This is a genomic window from Hymenobacter wooponensis (assembly GCF_004745865.1).
GTDB classification, from domain to species: Bacteria; Bacteroidota; Bacteroidia; order Cytophagales; family Hymenobacteraceae; genus Hymenobacter; species Hymenobacter wooponensis.
In genome coordinates this window covers 882,636-907,111 of record NZ_SRKZ01000002.1, presented here as the reverse complement: position 1 = coordinate 907,111, position 24,476 = coordinate 882,636, and the positions used below count along the sequence as shown (strand labels likewise).

Below are 24,476 nucleotides of genomic sequence, written 5' to 3'. Positions count from 1 at the left end.
TAGGCCTGGTTACTCAACGCGAATGTAGCCGTAGTCGTCGGCGTAAACGACGTGAAAGCGTTGTCATTAGGGTTATTCGCGTTATTCTGAAACGTGATTACCTGGTTGGCTACCGAAGGACCATTCGCAGTTGGATTTACTCCAGTGAGTGGTGCAAATTCCAACGTTTGGGTCTGAGCCAAAGAGGTATTTATAACACCTAACGGCACGAGGCCCGCCAGCCAGACGGTAAATCGTAAGAGTGTTTTCATGAAAGACTTATAAGAGTGAATTGTTGATTCTGGAGGTGATTGCACTTTATGGCACTTCAAAGCTATTCTGCCTTATAAAGGCAAGTGGCCGTTTTCGGCGAATGGTGGGTTCAACTGGCTAAATGGTCTACTCTTGCTTGTTGAATGGTAGAGCTTAAATCCTAAAATATTCTCTTCATGTGGGTTGCAGAGGCCTACGAAAAAGACTATTCAACTGGATTTAGTCATATGGTAAAAACACAAAAAGCCCCGCCGAATGGCGGGGCTTTTCAGAAGTTAGACGGCTTGGAGTTCTAGTAAGGTTGTGCGCGGCCGCTTTGGCTGACGAGTTGACCTACTTCCCGATTGAAGCGTTGCGCCTCGTTCAGATCCTCCAAGTTGAGGTGCAAGCGGTACTTCCAGAAGTGCGTAGGGTTAGCTGGTACATTGATTTGCTCAGCTAGTACATCTTGGCGGCGTAGGCCACTATCCATAGCCAGTAAATCCTGCAAGGGGAAGATAGCCCACATAGCTGGTGAGTGTAGGTGCTGCTCCGTGATTTCGCGGGCAACCCATGGCTCGCAATGCTGGGGCGCCTGCTGACCGTAGTGGCCTAGCGTATGCTCAAAGAAACGCTGAGTTTTCTCGCGGTCCTCTTCCCACCAGCCGCGTACGGTGCTCATATCGTGGGAGCCGGGGCTAACTACGGAGAGGTAAGGTGCGGAGCCAGGGTGGCCAAACTCTACGTTGGGGTCAGAAGGCATGCGCTGAATGTTCAGGCCTAGAATGCCCAAAGCCTTCATCACGCCGGGCACTGACTCGGGTACCATGCCCAGGTCTTCGCCGCAGATAAGCATGTCGGTGGCGTAACGCACAGGTGGCAGCTTCACGAGGCCCTGCTCGCGCCAAAACTCCTCGTGCCGACGGTAGAAGAAGTCAACGTACAGCTCGCGCAAGCGGTGGGCAGAAGGCTCGTCCAGCTCCCGGAACGACTGCGTGAGGTGGAGGGTAATACGGGGGTGGTAGAAGTCGGCGCGTTGGTCGTCGGGTACCAGCAGCACTTCATTTACTAATTTGTACAGGCCCGTGCGCAGCCACTTGTAGTGGTCAGTGTTGCTGGGGTCGGCGGCAATGCGCTCATCGAACACGTGCTCAATCTGGCGCTGGGTGCGCACATGCTCCTTCAGTTGAATGGCACCGTACTCATCGGCTACCATGAACTCATCGAACACCTGCTGAGCCTGACCGTGGAAGATGGTGGGCAGCATGTGCCACCGGATATACGGCACGCACAGGCGGCCATAGTCGAACCAGCCTAAACGCTGCTCAATCTCTTGGCGGGAGAAGGGCAGGGCAGGGGAGAAGTGGCCTAGTAGACCTTCTACGGAGTGGCCCGGAATTTCCCAGATGCGGAAGAAGCCCAAGATGTGGTCGATGCGCAAGGCATCGAAGTAGCGGGCCAGGGTGCCCATGCGCTGCTTCCACCAAGCATAGCCATCCTCAGCCATTCGCTCCCAGTTATAAGTGGGGAAGCGCCAGTTCTGGCCCGTGAGGGAGAAGTCGTCGGGTGGGGCACCGGCCTGCTGGTGCATGTGGTAGAGCTCCGGCTGGGTCCAGGCATCTACGGAGTGCCGGTAGATACCAATGGGTAAGTCGCCTTTCACGACCACGCCGTGCTGGCGGGCGTAGGCCACTGCCTCGCGCAGCTGCTTATCGAGGTGGAACTGGGTGAAGAAGTGTAGGCCAGTCTCGTCGAAATCAGCAGAAGCTTCATCGGTCAGTTCGGCCACCCGCTCCGGCGTGCGGAACTCCTCGGGCCACTGGCTGAAGTCGGCGGTATGGAACCGGTCGCGCAGGGCCGAGAAGGCAGCGTATGGGGCCAACCACGACTCTTGCTCTTGGCGGAAAGCCTGAAACTCCGGATCAGCCAGAAACCGGGCCTTTTCCTGCTGGTACAGCAGCCGAATGAACTTCCACTTGGCGTTCATCACGGGCTCGTAGTCTACAAAGTCTTTGGCGTTCAGCTCCTCGCGCAGCTGCTCTAGCTCCTGGCAGGCGGCAGGGTCTTGCAGCTCGGCAATGGCATCGAGGTTGAGGTACTGGGGGTGCAAGGCAAACACCGAAATAGCGGCGTAGGGGTAGCTATCCACCCAAGTATGCGTGGCTACGGTATCATTAATGGGCAGCACCTGCACCAGCTTCAGGCCCGAGGCTACGGCCCAATCCACGAGCAGCTTAAGGTCGGGGAACTCGCCCACGCCTAGGCCACGGCGGCTGCGCAGGGCAAATACCGGTAGTGCTACGCCAGCGCCCCGCCAGTTGCCGGTGGGGTAACGAAAGTTATCGTCGGCCTTTACGCGTAGGGTGCGCCGGTCGGAGGAGGGGTAGATGAGGCGGTCTTCGCCGGCTTCCAGATGCAGGATCTTCTTTTCTTGCGGGTCCCAGATGCCGTACTTGTATTGGACGATCTGCTCCGGGTGTTGCAGAGCCACGTCGGCGCACCAGGTGGGGTAGTCGGTATCAGAGAGAAGTACGGCTTTCTGCGCATCCCAAGCCCCCAGGGCGGGGTCGGAGCCCAGCACGCAAAGCTGGTGGTTGGAATCAACGCGGGGGGCGGAAAGCTGAAAGCGCACGACGGCGTCGGCGGTGGGGGCTGGGCTAGCGGGCTGGGCCGGTAGCGCACGGCGCATCAGGGCCTTCGTGAAGGCGGCGGTGTGTAGCTCATTTTCAGGCTGAGCCGCGGCGCGCCAGAAATCTTCCAGCACAATGCGGGTGAAGCGTTGCGCATCGTAGCTGATGGTGCGGTTAGGGCCCCATTCCCAGTGCTTGCTACCATCGCGCTCATCCAGCAAAACATACTTGTAGGCCACCTGGCCTAGCTGGTCGTCGGGCAGGCTAATTTCCTGGCTCCAAAGGCCGTGATCAGAATTATAGTGTAGGCTAAGAGCTTGGTCGAGGTTCCATTGGCCCAGGCTGGGCAAAGAACCACACACAACCAAGCGCTGGCCCCAGACAGTGCGGAAGGGCAGGGTAAAACGAAGAATCATGGGGGCGGGCTTCGGGAATTAGAGCGAAAGATAATACGATAGGCTGGGCGGGCGAAGTGGCCTAGAAGCAAAATGACAAACATGAGCACATAGCCCAAGTATTGGGTAATAGGGTATCAGTCGGGAAAGAAAAGTGGCCTAGAAAACTAGCATAGTGTGGCCCCGACAAGGCTATAAAGTGACCACCTCCTCACTACTCGTGGGCGGGTGGCCCAGCGCTAGGGGAGGCCCTTGTAACTGAGAGACGTTTCTCTCCTGACCGGGCTATGCTCAAAGCCACACATGATGTGGATGAGGAAGTATGGTAAGCACAACAGTAGAGTGCCCTAGCACGAGCGGGGTGAGGCTGTACCCAACCTAAGCGCATGATTCTGCGTTGGATCAAGCCAGAGCCCTTTCTTTCGCCGCACTACTTTATCCCTTGTCACCAGCTGTCCGCCGTATCCTGTACGCCCTGTTGGGGCTCGTTCTGCTCATCATCCTGCTCGTGGGCGGGGTGGTGCTGTTCTTGCAATTTCCATCGGGCCAGGATTTCGCCGCCCGACAGGCTGAAAAGTATCTACGAGGGAAATTGAAGACAGAGGTACGAATCGCCAAATTTCGTACTGATTTTAAACACGCTATCAGCCTAGATGGCGTGTATCTGGAAGACCAGAAGGGCGACACGCTGGTGTCTGTAGGCCACTTGGGTGTAGACCTGGATATCTGGGCCCTGACCAAGTCGCAGATCAATGTGAAGAGCGTGGAGCTGAACGACGGCCGGGTGGCTATCAAGCGCACGGAGCCCGATAGCATCAGTAATTACGACTTCATCGTCAACGCGTTTGCCACCGGTGACACCACTACCACTACGCCCGCCGACACTACCGGGGCGGGCTTTAAGTACAACATTGGCGACCTGCGCCTGACCAACGTACTGCTGACCTACAACGACCAGGTAGACGGTATGAATGTGCGTACTAAAGTGGGCGAGCTGGCGGTAAACATGGATGAAGTAGACGTGGATGGCTCCACCTACCGCATTGATCAGGCGGCGCTGCGCAACACCAGCATCGGGATTGTGCAGACCAAAGTGCCACCAGATACCCCCGCCGATACGGCCGCGCTGAAGCTGGAATTTGGCCTGAACAGGGCCCGGCTCGACAACGTGAGCCTTACCTACAAGAACGACCCCTCAGCTCAGTTCATCAGCACCCGCGTGGGCGAGGCCGATATCACGGCCGACCGCATAGATTTGGTGAACAGCCGCGTGAATTTGAACACGCTGCGGCTGCGCAACACCAGCTTCGCCTACGCTCAGAATGAGAACGTGCCGGTAGAGCAACGCGTGGTAAACCCCGCCGAAGCCGTGCGCGACCTAAACAAGTCAGTGGAGAAAGCCACTGGTCAGGAAGCCAGCTGGGTGGTTACGCTCAAGCAATCAGACATTGAGGGGGTAGACGTAGCCTTCGACAACTTCAACCAACCCCAGCAGCGCACCGCCGTGCGAGGAATGGACTACAACCACCTGAAGTTTACTGGCCTAGCGCTCAACACCGAGAACCTGTTCTACTCTGAAAACCGCACTACAGTCCGCATCAACCAACTGGCTGGGCAGGAGCAGAGCGGCTTTGCCGTAACCCGCGCGAAGGCTGATGTGGTGTTCGACTCCGTAGAAACTCGCCTCGATAACCTCGACTTGGTAACGCCGCATACCCGCATCCGGCGCACCCTGGCCATGCAGTACAAGTCACTGGATGCCATTGCCGACGATATCCCGAACCTAGGGATTGAGGGCGACTTGCGCGAAACGCGCCTGGGCTTCCGGGATATTCTCTATCTGGCTCCTGACTTGGCCAGCACTGCTCCCTTTAACACGGGGCCTAATCAGTCGATTCTGGTGAGTGGGCGCGTGAATGGGCGCGTGAAGGACTTTCGGGTGCAGAACCTAGAGCTAGTTGGTTTCCGCAGCACCATCGTGCGAGCCAGCGGCCGGATTCAGGGCTTGCCTGAGGTAGACCGCCGTCTCTACACCGACCTCAACATTCAGCAGTTCACTACCACCGATGCTGATATTCGCAGCCTGGCACCCAAGGGTACCATTCCGGCTGGCTATACCTTGCCGCCCCGCATCACGGTAGCTGGCACATTTAAAGGCAGGCCTACGGCGATGGTGTTCGACACCGACCTGCGGGCTACCACCTCCTTCGGCAATGTAGCCGCGAAAGTAGACATGGGTGCTGGCCCCGCCGGCCAAGAGCCAGTGCGTGCCACATTCAGCACGCAGAACTTTAACGTAGGCAAGATTCTGCGCGACCCTACCATTGGCGCCATCACGGCCTCGGGCACCCTTAACGCCCGTGGCCTCGACCCCAACCAAATGCGGGGCAAACTCACGGCGCGAGTACAGAAGGCAACTTACCAGGGCTATACCTACCGCGGCATTACAGCGAATGTGGATATCGACCGCAACCGCTACGTAATTGATGCTAGCAGCAAAGACGACCCCAACCTCAACCTTGACCTACTGGCCACGGTGGATTTGCGCAACTCCGCTAACCCTACCTATAACGTAGACCGCCTCAACCTGCGCGGGGCCAACCTCACAGCATTGGGCTTTTATACCGGCGGCGACCTGCGCGTGCAGGGCGACCTAAGCGCCAACCTCAGCGGCTCCGACTTGAACAGCTTAAACGGTACGTTCAGTGGCCGCCGCATTGTGATTGTCAACAACAATCAGCCCTTTGCCCTCGACTCTCTAAGCGGCCGCATTCTCCAGCGCACGGGCCGCACCGAGGTAGACTTTGCTTCCAACGTGGCCGACGTTACCCTGCGCGGCAACACCCGCCTCGGCGATATTGCTACTGCACTCCAAGAACATATCGATCGGTATTTTGACTTGCCGGGCGTTCAGTACAGGCCTAGCAACGCCAATCAGCAATTCACCTTCGAGGCCAACCTGAAGAACACCCGGATTGTGCGCCAGTTTGTGCCCGATCTGAAGTTCCTCTCGCCCTTCCAACTCACCGGCAGCTTTGATAGCCGCGCCGCCGACCTACGCCTAAACACCCGCATTCCGCGCATTGTGTACATGGGCTATACCATGGACTCTCTGCGCCTGAACGTGGGTTCCGACCCCCAGAAGCTGGATTATGGCCTGACCCTCCGGCAAGTGTCGCAGGATACCAGCCTGCGCCTACCCAACCCCAGCCTGAAGGGCAGCATTGCTAACAACAAAGTGGGAGCTCACGCCCGCATTGCCGAAAACGACAGTGCTACCACGCTAGATGTGGCGGGCGTGCTGCAGGTGCTGAACCAAGGTGCGGCCTACGCATTCAGCTTCGACCCCAAATTAGTTCTCAGTAATCAACAGTGGACGGTGGCGCCTAACAACTCAGTAAGCTATACACTGGCTACTGGTGCTGTGCGGGCCGAAAACGTGCGTCTGAGCCAAGGTAACCAACTGATTGCTCTCCAGACCCTGGCCGGAGCGCAGTACCCATTGCAAGTCAACCTCACCAACCTCGACATTAATGGCCTAGCAAAAGCCGCTGGCATGCCCGACTCTATGGTGGCTGGTACCCTCAACGGGCAAGCTGTGGCACTTAGCCTAGGCCAGCCCAAGCAGGCCTTCACGGCTGATATGGCCCTGAACGGCTTTGCCTTTAACAAGGCGGCTATCGGTGATGTGAACCTGAAAGCTACCAACCCTACCCCCGACCGCTTTAACGTGGATGCTCGCCTGACCAACGCGCAGGGGATGGATGTGCAGGCGGTGGGCTACTACTTGGCCACGCCGCCCAGCCCCATTGAGTTCTCCGTGAATGTGAACCGGCTGGATCTGAAAATCATTGAGCCCTTCTCGGCGGGGCAGCTGCAAAACATGGGCGGAGGCCTAACGGGCCAGCTGGCCGTGGGGGGCAACGTGAGCCAGCCGCGCATCAATGGCACGCTCACTACCACCCCCGATGCTACCTTCACGCTTACCCAGTTGGGCGCGCCGTTCTTCTTGGTTTCGCAGCCCATTGCTTTCAACGAAGAAGGGATTCGCTTCAGCAATTTTGCGGTGCGCGACTCCCTGGGCAGCGAGGCCATAGTTAATGGCTACGTGCGCACCCGCGACTACGTGAGTGACTTCCGCTTTGACCTGGAGGCTACCACCAACAACTTCCTGGCGGTGCAAAGCTCCCAGCGCGACAACCCACTGTTCTGGGGTAAGCTGCTGGTTGACTCTGACTCGCGCATTACCGGCAACCTCAACCTGCCCATTGTGCGCACCCGCGCCCGGGTGGCCGATGGCTCTAGCCTCTTCGTAGGCCTGCCCACCGACGACCCGGTGAAAGTAGAGCGCGAAGGCATTGTGGAGTTCATTGATAAGAGCGCTCCAATGGATACGTTACTGGCCCGTAAAGTGCCCATTGATACTGCCGAAACTGCGTCTGGCTATGACATTCAGGCCCTCGTGACGGTGACCGACAAATCCCTCTTCACTGTGGTGGTAGATGATGTGTCGGGCGACAACCTGCAGGTGCGGGCAAATGGCACGCTCAACACGGCCATTGACCCTACCGGCAATATTACCCTCACGGGTCGTTTAGACGTGGCGAGCGGCAAATACCAGATGTCGCTCTACGACCTAGCTTCTCGGGAATTCGATATTGCGTCGGGCAGCTCCATTACCTGGAGCGGTGACCCCTACAACGGGCAGGCCAATGTCACGGCGTTATACAAAGTGCGGGCGGCACCCGCTGAGCTGATTTCGGCTCAGGGAGTGGCCGATGAAACGCAGAGTGCCCTGGCCCGCAACCCGGTGCCGTTTGTGGTAGACCTGAAGGTAACCGGCGAGCTACTGAAGCCAGTAATCGGGTTCGATATTCGCTTGCCGGAAGAAGCCCGCTCTGACTTGCGGGGCCCCATTGAGAACCGCTTAGCGCAGCTGCGGCAGCCCTCGCAAGAGAGTGACCTGAACAAGCAGGTATTCTCCCTGCTGGTGCTTGGCCGCTTCCTGGCCGACGACCCCTTCCAGAGCAGCAGCGGCAACCTCGTAGCCGAACAGTTGCGTGGTTCCGCCAGCCAGGTGCTTACGCAGCAGCTCAACAACCTTACCGGCAGCTACCTCTCCAACTTGGGCGTGGAGCTGGGGGTGAACTCGTATGCCGACTTTAGCAGCGGCCAGGAGAAAACCCGCACCGACCTTAATGTGGCTGTGCGTCGCCAGCTGCTCAACAACCGCCTCACCGTGCGCCTTGGTACCGATGTGCCGCTGGGCGGAGGCAACCAGGGAACCCAGGGCCAGAGTGCAAGTGGCGTGAGTGCCTTCGCGGGTGATGTGAGCATTGAGTACAACGTGCTGGCTAATGGCCGCATTCGCCTGCGCGCCTTCCGCAATAACTCCTACAGTGACATCGACGGGCAGTTTGTGCGCAATGGGGCTTCGCTGGTATTCCAGCGCGACTACCAGAACCTTGCTGACTTGTTCAAGGGCATCGACTCAAACGTGAAGGAAGATATCAAGCTGGAGCGCCGGCGCCGCAAGCAGGACCGTCGCTCCCAGCGCGACTCCACTGCGGCGGCGCAGTTCCCAGCTACCCGCCCCGACTCTACCCGCCGCCCTTCTCGCCCCGATTCGGCCCGCTCGGCTCAACGCTAATTCTTTCTTGCCTAGCTTCCGCAGGACTGGGCAAGCTTGACTTTTCGATTTTCTGAACTACCTATTCATGCTCCATCATTCGCCCGCTTCTGTGCCGCCCCACCACCCTGCCGTTTCAAACCGTCAGGTGCCCCCTCTGCCAGAGGGACGGGGACCGGGGCGAAAGGGCGCCCACCGCTGGGCGGCGCTGCTAGGCCTAGTAGCCTTGGCCTCTTGCTCTGGTACCAAGTACATTCCGGAGGGCAGCAAGCTCTATACCGGTAGCACCGTCAAGGTGAAATCTGAGAGTGCCATTCCGAACGAAGCGGTACTTACTACGGAGCTGGAAAGCGTCATTACACCTAAGCCCAATACCTCCTTCTTCGGTATCCGGCCCAAGCTGTACTTCTGGCACTTAGGTGAGGGTAAAACCAAGGGCTTGGGTAAGTGGCTGGCCAATAAGTATGGGGAGAAACCCGTGCTGCTCAGCCAAGTAGATACGCAGAAGGTGAAGGGCCTGATGACTAACCGGCTCTACAACAACGGCTACTTTAAGCCTACCGTCCATAGTCAGATTGATGTGCAGGGCCAAGCCGCACACGTCAATTACACGGCTACAGTTGGCAAGCCATATACCATTAAGGAAATACACTTTCCGGAAGGCGACTCCCTGCTGCCCCGGGCCATCAGGGCCACGCAGCCAGCTTCGTTGTTGAAGGTCGGTGACCCATATAACCTACAAACCTTCACCAACGAGCGGACTCGAATTGATGCGGCCCTTAAAAACCAGGGCTACTACTACTTCTCTCCCGACTACATCTTGTTTCAGGTAGACAGCACCCTGAATAATCAGGTGAATGTGTACCTAAAGGTCAAGGAGAAAACAACTCCGCAAGCCGCCAAGCCCTACGTGCTGAACCGGGTGCGGCTCAACACCGACTACTCCCTGTCAGACACAACCCTGAACGACCGGCCCATCCGGTATAAAGGCTACTTGTACTTCCCCAGCGAGGATGTATTCACGGCGAAGTCTATCACCAACGCTACCTTCCTCTACCCCGACAGTATCTACCGCCGTCGCCGGCAAGACCAGACGCTGAGCCGCCTGATGAGCTTGGGCGTGTTCCGGTACGTAGACATCGGCTTCCGGCCTGCGCGGGCCAAGGCCGACTCGGCGGGGTATGGCTTCCTGAACTCCTACGTGCGCATGACGCAGGTAGCCAAGAAGAGCATCCGGGCCGAGGTGCTGCTGGTGAGCAAGGAAAACGGCTTCGTGGGGCCGGGCTTCCAGGTGCAGTTCCGCAACCGCTCGGCGTTGCGTGGCGCTGAGCAGCTGGTGGTAAACGCCACGGGCTCGTTCGAAAACCAGACGCGCAGCAATTCCAACACGATTGGCCTTACCAGCTATGAGTTTGGGGTAGATGCTCAGCTTCAGATTCCGCGCCTGATTACGCCGCCCCTGCCGTTCCTGGATGTGCGCCTGCCCAACTCCGACTTCCAGCCCCGCACGTTTATTGGAGCGGGCGTGAAGCGCGTGGAGCGCCGCCAAGCTTTCCGACAGGACCTGTTTAATCTGAATTACGGTTACACCTGGAAAACCAAGCTCACGAACGAGCAAACGTTGCGCCCTATCGACCTACAGTACTTGCGCCTATCCGATAGTAGTGCCTCATTTAGTAGGCTGTTGCGGGACCGGCCTTTCCTAGCTAACTCCTTCCGGCAGCAGTTCATTCTGGCTAGCTCCTACCGCTACACCTATAACCAGCAGGCGCTGGAGCAACGGCGTAACCAAATTTACTTCAGTGGGGGCGTAGAGCTGGCCGGTAACCTGGCCTACTTATTCAGTTCGCTCACCAGCCAACCTAAAGTAGAAACCGCCGATGGCCGACAGGCCTACACCCTCATTGGGCAGCAATTTGCGCAATACACTAAGGTAGATTTGGAGTTTCGCAATTATTTCCGGACCAGCTCTAACCCCACCAGCGGCAACAAGATTGCAACGCGCGTGCTCATCGGAGCGGGCTTACCCTACAAAAACTCTACGGTGCTGCCCTACCTGAAGCAGTACGGCATTGGCGGCCCCAACAGCGTGCGAGCCTTCCCGGCGCGCGGCATCGGACCGGGTACTTACCGCCCGCCCGTATCCCGCGAAAACAGCTACTTCTATGACCAGGTAGGTGACCTGCGCTTCGAGGCCAATGCTGAGTATCGCCAGGACTTGTTCCCGTACGTAAAGGGCGCGCTGTTTGTGGATGCAGGTAACATCTGGCTCGTAAACGCCGACCCCAGCCGCCAGACTATTGACGCAAATGGCAACCCCGATGGCAAAAACGGACAGTTTGCCTTCAACTCCTTCTTAAAAGAACTGGCCGTGGGTGCCGGCGCTGGTATCCGTATTGATGTGCAGTTCTTCGTGATTCGCCTTGACTATGCTTACCCGCTGAATGTGCCCTACAGTAAAAATAATAAAGAGGTGATTCGGCCAAGCTTGAACTCGTCTTACAATGTGCAGGATAACAAGGGCCGGCTCAACATTGCCATTGGCTATCCTTTCTAGGGCAGGCATAACCACGACTGCTGCGGTGCGTATAGCAGTATAGCATGTTTAAACTGGCCTAGGCCATGATAACTACGCGGGGCAGTGGCCTTTTCGGCACAGCCTCTTATTCCTTTTTCGCACCGCTGCCCCTCGGCAGCCCACCTCTCCATCATATGGCAGATCAACCGCAAAAACCCGCTCCTCAGGAAGATAGTCAGCAAGCCACCAGCAATCAGCGCAAAGACGGTAACACCCCCGTTGGCATTCCGCGCCCAAGCCAGCAGCAGCTAGACCCCGAAGCCGGCGTAACCATGGGCGACAATACCTACCACCTGCACAGCGCTGCTAAAGGCGACGAGGACTACATCAACGGCGATACGCACAAGGACGATAGCGTGCAGAAGCCCGAGCAGGATAAGCTCTAGGCCTGCTAGTACTGGCCTAGCTTACCCATAAGCTTCCGTGCTTCGAGCTACCATAATACTGAAGGCCGCGCACCACGCTGATGCGCGGCCTTTCTTATGCAAAAGCCAAGTAAAAATGCTGGCTAAGCTGAACAGTAATCACGACAGAACTGTATAGAAATAAACTGCGTTGCTTAGTTCAGCAGGGTAGAATGGTGTAGAATTCGAAATAACTACTGCATGCATCAACTCATTTACATGAGCACGGCTACGCGTCTGATGACAGATGACGAGCTGCAGACCTTGCTGGAACAGGCCCGGCTCAACAACGCGAAATACGACATCACGGGCCTCCTGCTGTATCACGAAGGTCGGTTCATGCAGTTGATAGAAGGCCCCACCGACGCTGTACGCAAACTATACAGCTACATTGAGCAAGATGGGCGCCACACCGATACCGCCAAGCTGGCCGATAAGGAAGTGGAGGTTCGTAGCTTTCCTACCTGGAGCATGGCATTCTGGCCAGTCCAGTCTGAAGATTTAAGCAAGGTTTCTGGCTTCCTGATGCCCGAACAAATGCAGTTGCCAGCCGAAGGCTTGAGCGGCGCCGATGCGCTCCTGCTTAAGATTATGCAAGACCATATGATGCGCAGCGAAGCCTAAACAAGTTACTGGCCTAGGCCACTCTCCTATACAAGCAAAGGCCCCATTACCGTGGTAATGGGGCCTTTGCTTGTATAAGTAAACTGAAGTAGCCAGACGCTGGGCGTAGCGCTTTGGTACTGCTGGTTATAGGCCTAGGCCTCTACCGCCAGCCGAATATCCAGCGGAGCCCCTACGGTTTTGCGGGTGGGCTCTACGGTAACTACCACATACTTAGAAGTAGGCGTGTTGCTGACCTTCGCTACGCTGGCAATGGGCACCAGCGGGTTAGCCTCGGGGAAGTACGCCGACACGTTGCCGCGCGGAATATCGTAGGGCACGGCCACGAACTTCTCCACGGTACGCTTCTCGCCCTTGAAGTGGCTAGTGATATCAATGAGGTCTTTGGCTTTGATACTGCGCTCGGCCATGTCTTCCCGGTTCATGAACAACACGCGCCGCTCACCATGCACGCCGCGGTAGCGGTCGTTGTAGTCGTAGATGGTGGTGTTGAACTGGTCGTGTGAGCGCACGGTCATCAGAATCAGCTGATCGGGCTCCAGGGTATATTTCTCCAGCTCTGTGGTGGTGAAGTTTGCCATGCCGTTTTTGGTGGTAAACTTCCGTTCGCGGGGGCCGTTGGGCAGGTAGAACCCGCCGGGCCGGCGCAGCTTCTCGTTGAAATTATCGAAGCCCGGAATCACGCGCGCGATATGGTCGCGGATAACGTCGTAGTTCTCCGTCATGGCTACCCAGTCGGCAATGTTGGTTCGCTCGCCCAAGGTAGCAATGGCCACACCGCTCAAGATGGCCACTTCGCTCATCATCTGGCCTTCTAGGGGCACCAGCACGCCTTTGTTCTGGCTTACTACTCCCATGGAGTTCTCGCAGGAGGTCATCTGGTGGCCTGAGCGCTGCATGTCCACGTCGGCGTGCGTAAAGCAGGGTAGCAGCAGGCTAGTTTCGCCGGTAGTTAGGTGGCCGCGGTTGAGCTTGGTGCCCACAAACACAGTTAGCTTCTGCTTGCGCATGCCTTCAGCAATTACCTCGGTGTCGGGGCCAGCGGCCAGCAGGTTGCCGCCCAAGCTGAAGAACACCTTGGTTTTGCCCTTATACATGGCTTTAATGGCCTCTACGGTGTCGTAGCCATGCTCATAGGGGGGCTTGAAGTTGAACTCCTTAGCCAGCGCATCCTGGAACTCCTTAGTTGGCTGCTCCCATACGCCCATGGTCCGGTCGCCCTGCACGTTGGAGTGGCCGCGCACTGGGCAGGTGCCCGCGCCGGGCTTGCCAATGGCACCCTTCATCAATTGCAGGTTTACAATCTCCTGAATGGTCTGCACGCCCTGGCGTTGTTGGGTCACGCCCATCGCCCAGCAGGTGATGATCTTCTTTTTGGTAGCCAGCATGTTGGCCGCTTCCAGCAGCTGCGCGCGGGTAATGCCGCTTAGCTCCTCAATGTCCTCCCAGCTAGTGTTGCGGATATTTTGCTCAAACGACTCGAAGCCCGTGGTGTACTTGGCAATAAACTCGTGGTCTACTACCTGGCCGGGGTTTAGGTCTTCGGCCTCAAATAGGTGCTTCATGATGCCGCGCAGCAAGGCCATATCGCCATCCACGCGCACCTGCAGGAACAGGTCGGTAATCTGAGTGCCGTCGCCGAGCAGGGCGCCAATGGCCTTCAGGGGGTTCATGAAGTCCTGAGGGTTCTTGAAGTGGTTGAGGCCAGCTTCCAGCAGTGGGTTCACGCTGATGATCTTGGCCCCATTGCGCTTGGCCTTCTGCAAGGCCGTGAGCATGCGGGGGTGGTTGGTGCCCGGGTTTTGCCCAATAATGAGAATTACCTCGGCTTCGTAGATGTCGTTCAGCGTTACCGAGCCTTTGCCTAGGCCTAGCGTGGGGCTTAGGGCAGCCCCGCTGCTTTCGTGGCACATGTTGGAGCAGTCGGGCAGGTTGTTAGTGCCGAACTGCTTGGCAAACAGCTGGAATAGGAAGGCGGGCTCGTTGGGCACTTTGCCCGAAGTGTAGAACACGGCCTCATCCGGCGAATCCAGCGCATTCAGTTCCCTGCCAATAATCTGGAAGGCTTCCGACCACTCAATGGGGGAGTAGTGGTTGTCACCGGGGCGCTTTACCAGTGGGTGCGTGAGGCGGCCCGCGTTGTTTTGGTCGCGGTCGGTCATTTTGGAGAGCTCGGCCAGGCTGTGCTTGGCAAAGAACTCGGGGCCGGCGGCCTTGTCGTCGGCATCAGAAGCGGTGGCTTTGGCGCCGTTCTCGCAAAACTCCGCTACTGAGCGGTGGTCGTCGGGGTCGGGCCAGGCGCAGCTCGAGCAGTCGAACCCGTCCTTCTGGTTCATCTTCAGCAGGCCCCGGGTGCCGCGGTTCACGCCGCCCTCAGTCCAGCTAAACTCCATCGACTTGATAACGGCCGTAACGCCCGCCGCTACTTTAGCCCGCTCTTCCAGCTGTAGGCCAGTCAGCTCCTCTGGGGGCTGGGCTAGAATGGGGTGCAAGTACTTGGCGTTGGCAACGTCGGGAGCAGGAATATTGCTTTGGTCGCGGTCCATTTGCGGGTCGGGGCGGTAGTGGTCGTTGGTAGGAGCAGTGCCCTGGTCGGGCCGCTCGCCGCTTTTCGGAACGTTGTTTTCAGCGCCTTGCTGCTCAGTTTTACCAGCGTTGCTGGGATCTTCGGTGGGGGACTTTTCCATGGCAGACAGAACAGATTAGTAGAAAGCGGCAGGCTCACCGGGGGGTGGGGCTAGCTACTCGCTTGTGCGGAGTAAATGGTAAGATACCAGCCCGGGGCCGGAGAGAAGGTCGTTGAAGCTTACTTGTACCGGACTGCTCTACACGAAGCAAATCCGACGCTAGGCCACTACAAAAAGAATCAACTGCAGTTCACCTTATAATAAGCACTGAACTGAACAATGGTTTGAGATTCAGACGAAGAAGTAAGCGTTGAGGTTGCCGAATCAGCCAGAATAGCTCATGTAAGCAGTAGCGGATACGCAGACAGCAAAAAGCCCAACCGTGAGTACGGTTGGGCTTTTCAGTCGGGTAAGTTGTAGACAGTTCTAAGCCGGTACAGCTACCTGCTCAGAGGTTGGAATGCGGGTACCAATGGGCAGCTCTACGGGGGCCACGGTTACAATCACGAACTTAGAGGTAGGCGTGTTGCTCTTGTAGGCCACTGACCCAATGGGTACCAGTACGTTGCCCTCGGGGAAGTACACGGCGCAGTTGCCCTTCGGAATGTCGTAGGGAATGGCAATGAACTTCTCGGCGTGGCGCTCCTGGCCTTCAAAGTGGCTGGTAATATTTACTAGGCCTCTCTCTTGAATACCGCGCTCGGCCATATCCTCGGGGTGCAGGAAAATAACCCGCCGCTCGCCGTGCACGCCGCGGTAGCGGTCGTTGTAGTCGTACACGGTGGTGTTGAACTGGTCGTGCGAGCGGATGGTCATCAGCACCAGCTGGCCGGGTTCCAGTACATGCTTTTCCAGGGGCGTGCTCGTGAAGTTGGCCTTGGCGTTTTCGGTGGTGAAGTTCCGCTCCCGGGGGCCATTGGGCAGGTAGAACCCGCCGGGGTGGCGCACCTTGGTGTTGAACTCCTCAAAGCCCGGGATGGTACGGGCTATGTAGTCCCGAATGAGGTCGTAGTTCTCAGTGCAGCCCACCCAGTCTACGGTGCTACGGTCGCCGAGGGTGGCAATGGCAATGCCGCACACAATGGCTACTTCGCTCAGCATCTGGTCAGAAATGGGGTCGAGCACGCCTTTGCTCATGCTCACTACCCCCATGGAGTTCTCGCAAGTCATAAACTGCTGCCCCGATTTCTGCATGTCGATATCAATGCGGGTTTTGCAGGGCAGCAGCAGGGCCATTTCGCCGTTTACGAGGTGGCTGCGGTTGAGCTTGGGCGTTACGTGTACCGAGAGGCGCAGCTTGCGCATGCCTTCGGCCACAAATTCCGTGTCGGAGCAGGCCGAGAGCATGTTGCCGCCCATAGCCATGAACACCTTGATCTTGCCGTCGTGCAGGGCCTTTACTGCCTCCACTACATCAAAGCCATACTCCCGTGGCGAAGTGAAGCCGAACTCCTTATCAAGCGCATCCAGGAATGTTTCGGTAGGCCGTTCCCAAATGCCCATGGTTCGGTCGCCCTGCACGTTGGAGTGGCCGCGCACCGGGCACAGGCCCCCGCCAGGGATGCCCACGGCGCCCTTCATGAAGTGCATGTTTACAATCTCCTGGATGGTATACACGCCGTTCTTCTGCTGAGTCAGGCCCATGGCCCAGCACGTGATGATCTTCTTGTGGCGGGCAATCAGGTTAGCCGCTTCCTGAATCTGCGCCTTGGTGATGCCACTGGCTTCCTCAATGTCGGCCCAGTTGGTGTTGTTCAGCGTTTCTACCAGCTCAGGGTAGCCGGTAGTATAGTCCCGGATAAACTCCTGGTCGAGCACTTGCCCAGGGTTGAGGGCTTCCGCTTCGAGGAGGCACTTCATCAGCCCGCGCATTACCAGCTGGTCGCTGTTGATGCGCACCTGCAGGTAAATGTCGGTGATGGGCGTACCGTCGCCGAGCAAGGTGCCCAAGGCCTTCAGGGGGTTCATGAAGTCCTGCGGGTTCTTGAAGTGCAGCAGCCCGGCTTCATGCAAGGGGTTGATGCTGATTATCTTGGCGCCGTTCTTTTTGGCCTTTTGCAGGGCCGTGAGCATGCGCGGGTGGTTGGTGCCGGGGTTCTGCCCGATGATGAGAATGACCTCGGCTTCATACATGTCATTTAGCGTCACCGAGCCTTTGCCTAGGCCAGTGGTATTGCTGAGGGCGGCGCCGCTGCTCTCGTGGCACATATTGGAGCAGTCGGGCAGGTTGTTGGTGCCAAACTGCCGCACGAAGAGCTGATAGAGGTAAGCTGGCTCGTTAGGCACTTTGCCCGAAGTGTAGAAAATAGCCTCGTTCGGCGACTGCAGCGCATTCAGCTCATCGGCCACCAGCTGAAAGGCTTCGGGCCAGGAGATAGGCGTGTAGTGGGTAGCACCGTGGCGCAGCACCATGGGGTGCGTGAGGCGGCCGGCGTTGTTCAGGTCGCGGTCCGTCATCCTCGACAAGTCGGCTAGGCTGTGCTTGGCAAAGAACTCGGGCCCCACCGGGTCCGATTGAGCATCGGAAGTGGTGGCTTTGGCGCCGTTCTCGCAAAACTCCGCTACTGAGCGGTGGTCGTCGGGGTCGGGCCAGGCGCAGCTCGAGCAGTCGAACCCATCTTTCTGGTTCATCTTCAGCAGCGCGTGCGTACCGCGCACCGGGCCCTCGTAGTCAAAAGCAAACGCTCCTGATTTTAGCACGGCCGTTATGCCGGCGGCTACTTTGGCTGGCTTGGTCAGCTTCAGGCCAGTAAACTCCTCTGGCGGCTGGGCCAGGATGGGGTACTTGTGCTTGGCCCCCAGCGTATCAGGTGCCTCCATTTTCCGCTCATCCAGGGAGTGGCGGAAAGGGGAAGTGCTCCAGTTGTCGCTGGTGGGGGCAGCACCCTGATCGGGACGCTCACCGCTTTTCGGAGCATTGGCTTCAGCGCCTTGCTGCTCGGTTTTGCCGGCTTGGTTAGGATCGTACGCGGGGGATTTATCCATGACTCGAAATGGATAGGGCAAATAAGGGTGGGGCGGAGATGGGCGCTAATGGCGACAATCCAAATCCTTCTCAATTAAAATCTTCAGGGGTTGATCCTCGGCCATCATCAGCGTGGCCGAGAAGCCGTTTTGGTCGGTTGTAGTCCAGTGGGTAGCCAGGGCAGCGGGCACTTTCACGGTAATAGCTCCGGCGCCATACGTGACGCGGAACTCTTCCGTCTCGGCGCGCTCTAGGGCGTAGGTCAGGTTCTCGGTGGTCGTGAGGCCTAGCGGCACTACCGACGCCACCCGGCCGGTAGTAGCAAAGTGGTGTACTTCATCTTCTGAAAGACGAAGGCGGAGCGAGTTATCTTCGATGCGAAGCTTCATGAGGCAAGGGTATGAGAGTCAGACGCAGCAGCGCCATCAGATGTTATGGTGGCGTTTAGCCTCCATTCGTGGCAATACACGTTGTAGCGGCCCTGGCGCACAAATCCGCACAGCGTCATCCCGAAGTTTTTAGCGGCTGCTACGGCCAGGGAGCTGGGGGCACCCACGGCCGTCAGCACCGGAATGCCTGCCACGGCCGCCTTCTGCACCAGCTCAAACGAAGCGCGCCCACTCACCAGCAGCACTGAGTTGTGCAAGGGCAGCATTTCCTGCAGGAGCGCCGCCCCAATAACCTTGTCTAGGGCATTGTGGCGGCCCACGTCTTCGCGCAGCAGCAGCAGCTCACCCTCCGGCGAGAACAGTGCCGCCGCGTGTAGGCCACCCGTTTGCTCAAATAAGGCCTGCGCCGCCCGTTGCCGCTCCGGCAACTGATGAATCACGGCCGGATCAACGTAGGGGCCCTGAGTAGGGAGCACGGGGCAGGCCGCCGCGTGCACGGCATCAATGCTGGTTTTGCCGCACACGCCGCAGCTGCTGCTGGTATAGAAGTGGCGCTCTAGGCGGGGGAGGTCTACGGCGGCGGTGGGGGCCAGCTCGGCGCGCACCACGTTCTCGCGCTCTTCCTCCTTCTCCACATCGGGGCAATAAATTACCCCCTGCAGCTCCTGCCGATTGCGAATAATACCTTCGGTAAGCAGGAAGCCGGCGGCCAGCTCAAAGTCGTGGCCCGGTGTGCGCATGGTGATGGAGAGGGTGCGGTGCTCGCGCTGGCCACTGGGGCCGTAGCCCACCCGTATTTCCAGGGGCTCTTCGGCGGCCAGCACGTCGGAGGCTTGGGTGATTTCTTCGCCCTGCACTTTGTGCACGGTCACGTAATCGTAGCTGGTAGGAGGCAGAAAAACAGGCGCTGACATAAGAAAGAAATGGGGTGGAGCCGAGGTTCTTTAACCTTATCGGCCAGAAGTAAGTTTGAAGGCTTAATCCATCGGTTCGTACATTTAGTAGTACGGCGCGCCGCTCCACTTGTGCACCTGCCCCTCACCATGCTCACTTCCGAAGAACGCCAGATATACCGCCGACACCTGCAACTCCCGGAGATTGGGGACGAGGGCCAGCTCCGCCTAAAAAATGCCCGCGTACTCGTGGTGGGTGCTGGGGGGCTGGGGTGTCCCATTCTGCAGTATCTGGCAGCAGCCGGTGTAGGCCACCTCGGCATTGTGGATGCCGACAAAGTAGAGGCCAGCAACCTGCAGCGCCAGATTTTGTATGGCCCCGCTGACCTAGGCCACCTCAAGGCCGAAGCCGCGGCGCGGGCCGTGCGGCGCATCAACCCACACATCAAGGTAGAGGTGCAAACGTGCCGCGCTACCCTGGGCAACGTGCGCAAGCTGCTGGAGAACTACGAGGTAGTGGTAGACGGCACCGACAACTTCCCCACCCGCTACCTGCTCAACGACGCCTGCGTGACACTGAACAAAACGCTGGTATCGGGGGCCATCTACAAGTTTGAAGGGCAGGTTTCGGTGTTCAACTACCAAGGTGGGCCCACCTACCGCTGCCTGTTTCCGCAGCCACCTTCCGCCGACGAAGCCCCCAACTGCGACGCTACCGGCGTGCTGGGCGTGCTACCTGGCCTAGTGGGCACGGCCCAGGCTACGGAAGTGCTGAAGGTAATTCTGGGCATCGGCGAAGTGCTATCGGGCCGCCTCTGGATGTTTGATGCCCTCACCTTCCAGACGCGCCTGCTGAAGTTCGCCTGCCGCCCTGAGCAAGCCATCATAGGCCTAGATAATGCCGACCCGAACGACTACACTGACTTCTGCGGCACCGGCGTAAATGCCGTATCGGCGCAGGAACTGCAGGAACAGTTGGCATCGGCGCACCCGCCGTTCCTACTGGATGTGCGCGAGCCCGACGAGTTTGCCTCCGGCCACATCCCCGGCGCTACCTTGCTGCCCCTGAGCAACCTCGACAAGGGAGTGGGCTCCGTACCGCGCCACCACCCAGTAGTGGTATACTGCCGTTCCGGTCGCCGCAGCGCTGAGGCCATTGAGCGCCTACAAACCCAGTACGGCTTCTCCAACCTGCTTAACCTCGACGGCGGCATCCTGGCCTGGGATGAGCAAGCCATTGACGTATAAGACGACCAGTAGCATCAACAACAAGAACGTCATGCTGAGCAGAGTCGAAGCATCTCTACCGCTTCGATTGAATCGTTGCTAGGCCAGTTGATTAGTCAGAGGTAGAGATGCTTCGACTTCGCTCAGCATGACGTTCTTGTTACCGTTCAGTACTTCATCACTTCACATACCTCATGCCGATTACCGCTCCATCTCCTCGCCGTCCCCGAATTCGCTTTGACCGCAATGAGCTGGCCGGGGCGTTTGGGGATTTAGGAACGGATCTGCCCTTGCTGATTGGCGTCATTGCGGCCTCGGGCATGGATAGTGCCGGCGTGCTGATTATGTTCGGGCTGATGCAGCTGTTTTCGGGGTTGTGGTACGGCATGCCTATGCCGGTGCAGCCCCTGAAGGCGTTTGCCGCGCTGGTTATTGCCCAGAAAATTCCGGGCCGCGTGATTTGGGGTGGCGGGCTGGCCGTGGGCGTCAGCATGCTGGTGCTGTCGGTGACGGGGCTGATTGATGGCTTGGCCCGGCTGGTGCCCAAGACCGTTATCCGCGGCATTCAGTTTGGGCTGGCCCTGCAGCTGGCCACGCTGGCCCTAAAAGAGTACGTACCCGCCGATGGGGTGCCTGGCTACGCGCTGGCGGCAGCGGGCTTCCTCGTAACGGTGGTATTGCTGGGCAACCGGCGCTGGCCCGCCGCCCTCATCGTGCTCACGCTGGGAGTGGCCTACGGGCTTGTCTTCAAGCTTGACTTTGCCACTGCTCAGCGGGCTATAGGCCTGCACCTGCCTAGCTGGCACGTGCCCGCCCGCGCCGATATTCTGCTAGGCGCCGTGCTGCTGGCCCTGCCCCAAATTCCGTTGTCGCTCGGCAACTCCGTGCTGGCTACCAAGCAAGTGGTGGACGACTACTTCCCTGACCGGCCCCTCACGGTGCGCAAAATCAGCTTCACCTACGCTCTCATGAACCTAATAAACCCGTTTTTGGGGGGCTTTCCGGTGTGCCATGGTTCGGGTGGTATGGTAGGCCACTACACGTTCGGGGGGCGCACGGGCGGTTCGGTGGTGCTGTACGGGCTGTTGTTTCTGGTGCTAGGCCTGTTCTTCAGCCAGGGATTTCAGCAGATTGTGCACATCTTTCCGTTGCCGGTGCTGGGTGTGCTGCTCCTGTTCGAGGCCCTGACCCTGGCCACCCTGCTGCGCGACATTAGCGGCTCCCGCTCCGATTTGCTGCTGGCCCTGCTGGTAGGTTTACTGTGCAGCGGACTGCCGTATGGTTATCTTGTGGGCCTGTTGGTAGGCACTGGCTTGTACTACGCGATGCAGCGCGGGTGGGTAGGCCTAGGAAAGTAGATGCGTATGGAAGAAAATTTACTCTGTCAGGTTTGGAAAACAGTGCGCGTGGAGGCTGGCCCGCAGCCCTTCCAGGGCTACTATAGTCTGGGCGAAAACATGCTCTTCGACTTCCGGTACCTAGATGTACCGCAAGAGAAGCCGGCGGTTGCTACGTCCGCGCACTGGACCCGCCACGCCGAAAAAATCACCCACGTCGAGAACCAGAAGCCGCTGTACCTACTGGTGCAGGCCGTTACTCAGCAGTACTTGGTGCTGGAGCTACACATGCTCTACGCCGACCAAGACCGGCACACGCTCACCCTCAAATTGGTACCCAATGCCATCGAGGAACCCGCGCTTAGTCTGGCTGCGACGGCACGAATTCCGGAGCCGGTACTACCTGGTTGCGCCGGCTGATGCGGTAGATAACCGAAAACACTAAGTTGTTTTTGGCGATGTTGGTTTGGGGCACAAAGGTGTTCTGCCGGTAGCTGGCGGGCGTGTAGTTGGCTTGGTTTACCCAGCCAGCTTGCACCGTAAAGTGTTTATCAAACTGGTAGCCGGCGCCAGCATACACCCGGTTGCGCTCAAAGACTGGTCCCCGCGGGTTGAAAAATACCTCATCGTACACCGACAAAAAGACCGTTTTGTCAACGAACGTAGGGTGGTTGAGGGGCAGGAAGGTGTTGAAGCGATACCGGATGCGGTTACGGTACCGGAAGGAGCCAGCGGGCACCACATCATCGCGGAAAGTAAACCAGCGCTGCTCTACCCGGTAGCGGTGCTCCATCTTGAGGCGGGCACTGTAGTGCGTGAGAGTCAGCTGCTCCCACAGGCGCTTTTCCGTATTAAGCGGGCCCTCGCTCAGGTCGCGGTAATCGGAGGTAGAATAGCGTCCTCCAGCCAGCATGAAGGTGAAATTCTTAGCCAGATCGTAGCTTACTCCACCCTTCGTTTCATAGTAGAAAAACTGCCGAAAAGTGCTGTTAGCACGAGCCTGTAGCTCTACATAACCGCCCCAATGCTTTGGGCCACCGGGCAACACGACCGTCCCAACAAACCAGCTACCTAGCCTCGGGTCAGGAACGGCATTGGTTTGAGCCTGAGAGGCCTGGATGCTAGCGCCGCTCAGGGCAGCCATCAGGAACAAGGTGATACGATGTTGAGAAGCGAGCATAACGGGTGGCCTACGTTCAGCGAAAGTAAGCAGGATACAACCACTAGCGCAGCTAAGTTGCGCAGTCAAGAACTAGTTTCCTCCTAATCTGGGGGACTAGCTCAAGTATTCTCGCTTAGGTATTTGCTTCAGATAGGCCAGTTGGACAGGTGCTGGCTACTTTATTTCAGCCTGTTGTAGCGCAGTAAGGCTTCTAAGTAGTAATAGTCAGCGTAGGTTAGAGGTGCATCTACCTCGGTCTTGGCTGGCTTGTGGGCCACACAGTGCTTTATGAGGAAGTTGTTGTTCTCGCCCACAGCGGCCCGGTACGAGGGGCTGCTCAGGCTCACTAGCATCTGCTCGGCGGCTTGGCGGTAGCGCTTGGCATCGGGGGCGGGGCAGTACTGCTGCAGCTCCAGCAGTGCCGATGCTACAATGGCTGCGGCGGAGGCATCGCGCTCCTCCTGTGGGATGTTGGGCGCGTTAAAATCCCAGTACGGAATTTTGTCGGCGGGCAGGTTGGGGTGGTTTAGGAAGAAGTCGGCGGTTTTGCGGGCCTGCTCCCGATAGCGCGCCAACTTGGTATCGCGGAACATGGTGGTGTAGCCGTAGATGGCCCAGGCCTGGCCCCGCGCCCACGCTGAGTTATCGGCGGCACCCTGGGCGGTTTTCTTTGCCAGCACCTGCCCGTGCTCATCGTAGCACACTACGTGGTAGGTGCTGCCATCGGGCCGGAAGTGATTTTTGAGGGTGTTGTCGGCGTGCGTGATGCTGAGGCGGCGCAGGGTAGAGTCGCCGGTGGTGCGGGCCGCCCAGCACAGCAGCTCCAGGTTCATCATGTTATCAATGATGACCGGGTACTTGTAGCCCTGAAAGTCGTTCCACGACTTTATCAAGCCCACTTCAGGGTTGAACCGCGTAGCCAAGGACTTGGCACCGGTAAGCAAAACCGGCTTATAGGCTGGGTTTTGGGTGAGCCGTAGGCCATTCCCGAAGGGGCAATACAGCATAAAGCCCAGGTCGTGGGTACCCGTGTTGGTTTGCTCCTGGGCCATTGCCATCGTCCAGCAGTCGGCGGCCTTCTGCCACTGCGGCTGCTTCGTGTACTCAAACATGTACCACAGCGTGCCCCCGAAAAAGCCACTAGTCCACCACTCCGAGGGCGTGTCTTTGAGGGAGCCGTCGGGCTTACTGGAGTAGGGAAACTTCGTGACGTCGGGGTGAGTCTGAAGCAGGCGCGTGAGTTGCTGCCCGGCGCGGTCAAACTCCTGCTTGACGTTGATTTTGCGCTGCTGCGCGTGTGCACTCAGCGCAACAGATAGGGCAAGGCAGAGCACTGCCAGCAGACGGGGGAAGGAAGTAGGACGGAGCATAGCCGACAAGCTACG

Annotated in this window: 14 protein-coding genes; 7 read left to right on the top strand and 7 right to left on the bottom strand. The window is 58.1% G+C overall.

The genetic code is table 11. From position 1 onward, the window contains the following. Nucleotides 1-544 precede the first annotated feature (544 nt). Nucleotides 545-3,277, bottom strand: coding sequence for a 4-alpha-glucanotransferase (locus EU557_RS10095; protein WP_135530253.1), 2,733 nt, complete (start codon nt 3,275-3,277; stop codon nt 545-547). Nucleotides 3,278-3,698: 421 nt separating this feature from the next. Between EU557_RS10095 and EU557_RS10090 the strand changes: the two genes are divergently transcribed. The 4 genes from EU557_RS10090 (at nt 3,699) to EU557_RS10075 (ending at nt 12,491) form a co-directional block, all read left to right on the top strand. Beyond that, nucleotides 3,699-8,906, top strand: coding sequence for a translocation/assembly module TamB domain-containing protein (locus EU557_RS10090; protein WP_135530252.1), 5,208 nt, complete (start codon nt 3,699-3,701; stop codon nt 8,904-8,906). A 67-nt stretch (nt 8,907-8,973) separates the two neighbouring features. Next, nucleotides 8,974-11,442 carry a translocation and assembly module lipoprotein TamL gene (gene tamL / locus EU557_RS10085; RefSeq protein ID WP_135530251.1) on the top strand — a complete coding sequence of 823 codons (2,469 nt, stop codon included), beginning with the start codon at nt 8,974-8,976 and terminating at the stop codon, nt 11,440-11,442. Nucleotides 11,443-11,597: 155 nt separating this feature from the next. Continuing rightward, nucleotides 11,598-11,849, top strand: coding sequence for a hypothetical protein (locus tag EU557_RS10080; RefSeq protein ID WP_135530250.1), 252 nt, complete (start codon nt 11,598-11,600; stop codon nt 11,847-11,849). Between the two features lie 219 nt (nt 11,850-12,068). Next, nucleotides 12,069-12,491 carry a BLUF domain-containing protein gene (locus EU557_RS10075; protein WP_135530249.1) on the top strand — a complete coding sequence of 141 codons (423 nt, stop codon included), beginning with the start codon at nt 12,069-12,071 and terminating at the stop codon, nt 12,489-12,491. Nucleotides 12,492-12,625: 134 nt separating this feature from the next. On the opposite strand, the gene EU557_RS10070 is transcribed toward EU557_RS10075, so the two are convergent. The 4 genes from EU557_RS10070 to fdhD form a co-directional block, all read right to left on the bottom strand. After that, complete coding sequence (locus EU557_RS10070) at nt 12,626-15,178, bottom strand: FdhF/YdeP family oxidoreductase (RefSeq protein ID WP_135530247.1); 2,553 nt, start codon at nt 15,176-15,178, stop codon at nt 12,626-12,628. 366 nt (nt 15,179-15,544) lie between these two features. Continuing rightward, nucleotides 15,545-18,103: an FdhF/YdeP family oxidoreductase gene (locus EU557_RS10065; protein ID WP_135530245.1), complete on the bottom strand. Its 2,559-nt coding sequence runs from the start codon at nt 18,101-18,103 to the stop codon at nt 15,545-15,547. 45 nt (nt 18,104-18,148) lie between these two features. Then, the gene (locus tag EU557_RS10060) at nt 18,149-18,472 is read right to left on the bottom strand and encodes a DUF7009 family protein (protein WP_135530244.1); all 324 of its coding nucleotides are present in this window, start codon (nt 18,470-18,472) and stop codon (nt 18,149-18,151) included. Beyond that, a complete protein-coding gene (gene fdhD, locus EU557_RS10055; RefSeq protein WP_135530243.1) occupies nt 18,469-19,386 on the bottom strand; it encodes a formate dehydrogenase accessory sulfurtransferase FdhD in 918 nt (305 codons plus the stop codon). Before fdhD ends, EU557_RS10060 begins: the two co-directional genes overlap by 4 nt. A 129-nt stretch (nt 19,387-19,515) precedes the next feature. Between fdhD and moeB the strand changes: the two genes are divergently transcribed. From moeB to EU557_RS10040, 3 genes are all read left to right on the top strand, one after another. Next, nucleotides 19,516-20,613, top strand: coding sequence for a molybdopterin-synthase adenylyltransferase MoeB (moeB, locus tag EU557_RS10050; protein WP_135530242.1), 1,098 nt, complete (start codon nt 19,516-19,518; stop codon nt 20,611-20,613). A 173-nt stretch (nt 20,614-20,786) separates the two neighbouring features. After that, on the top strand, nt 20,787-21,950 hold the full coding sequence (locus tag EU557_RS10045; RefSeq protein WP_135530241.1) for a putative sulfate/molybdate transporter: 1,164 nt from the start codon (nt 20,787-20,789) through the stop codon (nt 21,948-21,950). A gap of 6 nt (nt 21,951-21,956) precedes the next feature. Further along, nucleotides 21,957-22,349, top strand: a complete 393-nt coding sequence (locus EU557_RS10040) for a hypothetical protein (RefSeq protein WP_135530240.1) — start codon at nt 21,957-21,959, stop codon at nt 22,347-22,349. On the opposite strand, the gene EU557_RS10035 is transcribed toward EU557_RS10040, so the two are convergent. Both EU557_RS10035 and EU557_RS10030 read right to left on the bottom strand, forming a co-directional pair. Next, nucleotides 22,291-23,109 (bottom strand): DUF2490 domain-containing protein, encoded by an 819-nt coding sequence (locus EU557_RS10035; RefSeq protein WP_245326223.1) that lies wholly within the window; start codon nt 23,107-23,109, stop codon nt 22,291-22,293. The genes EU557_RS10040 and EU557_RS10035 overlap by 59 nt on opposite strands. A gap of 161 nt (nt 23,110-23,270) precedes the next feature. Beyond that, entirely contained in the window at nt 23,271-24,461 is a 1,191-nt protein-coding gene (locus EU557_RS10030) for a glycoside hydrolase family 88 protein (RefSeq protein ID WP_135530239.1), read from the bottom strand. Nucleotides 24,462-24,476 lie beyond the last annotated feature (15 nt).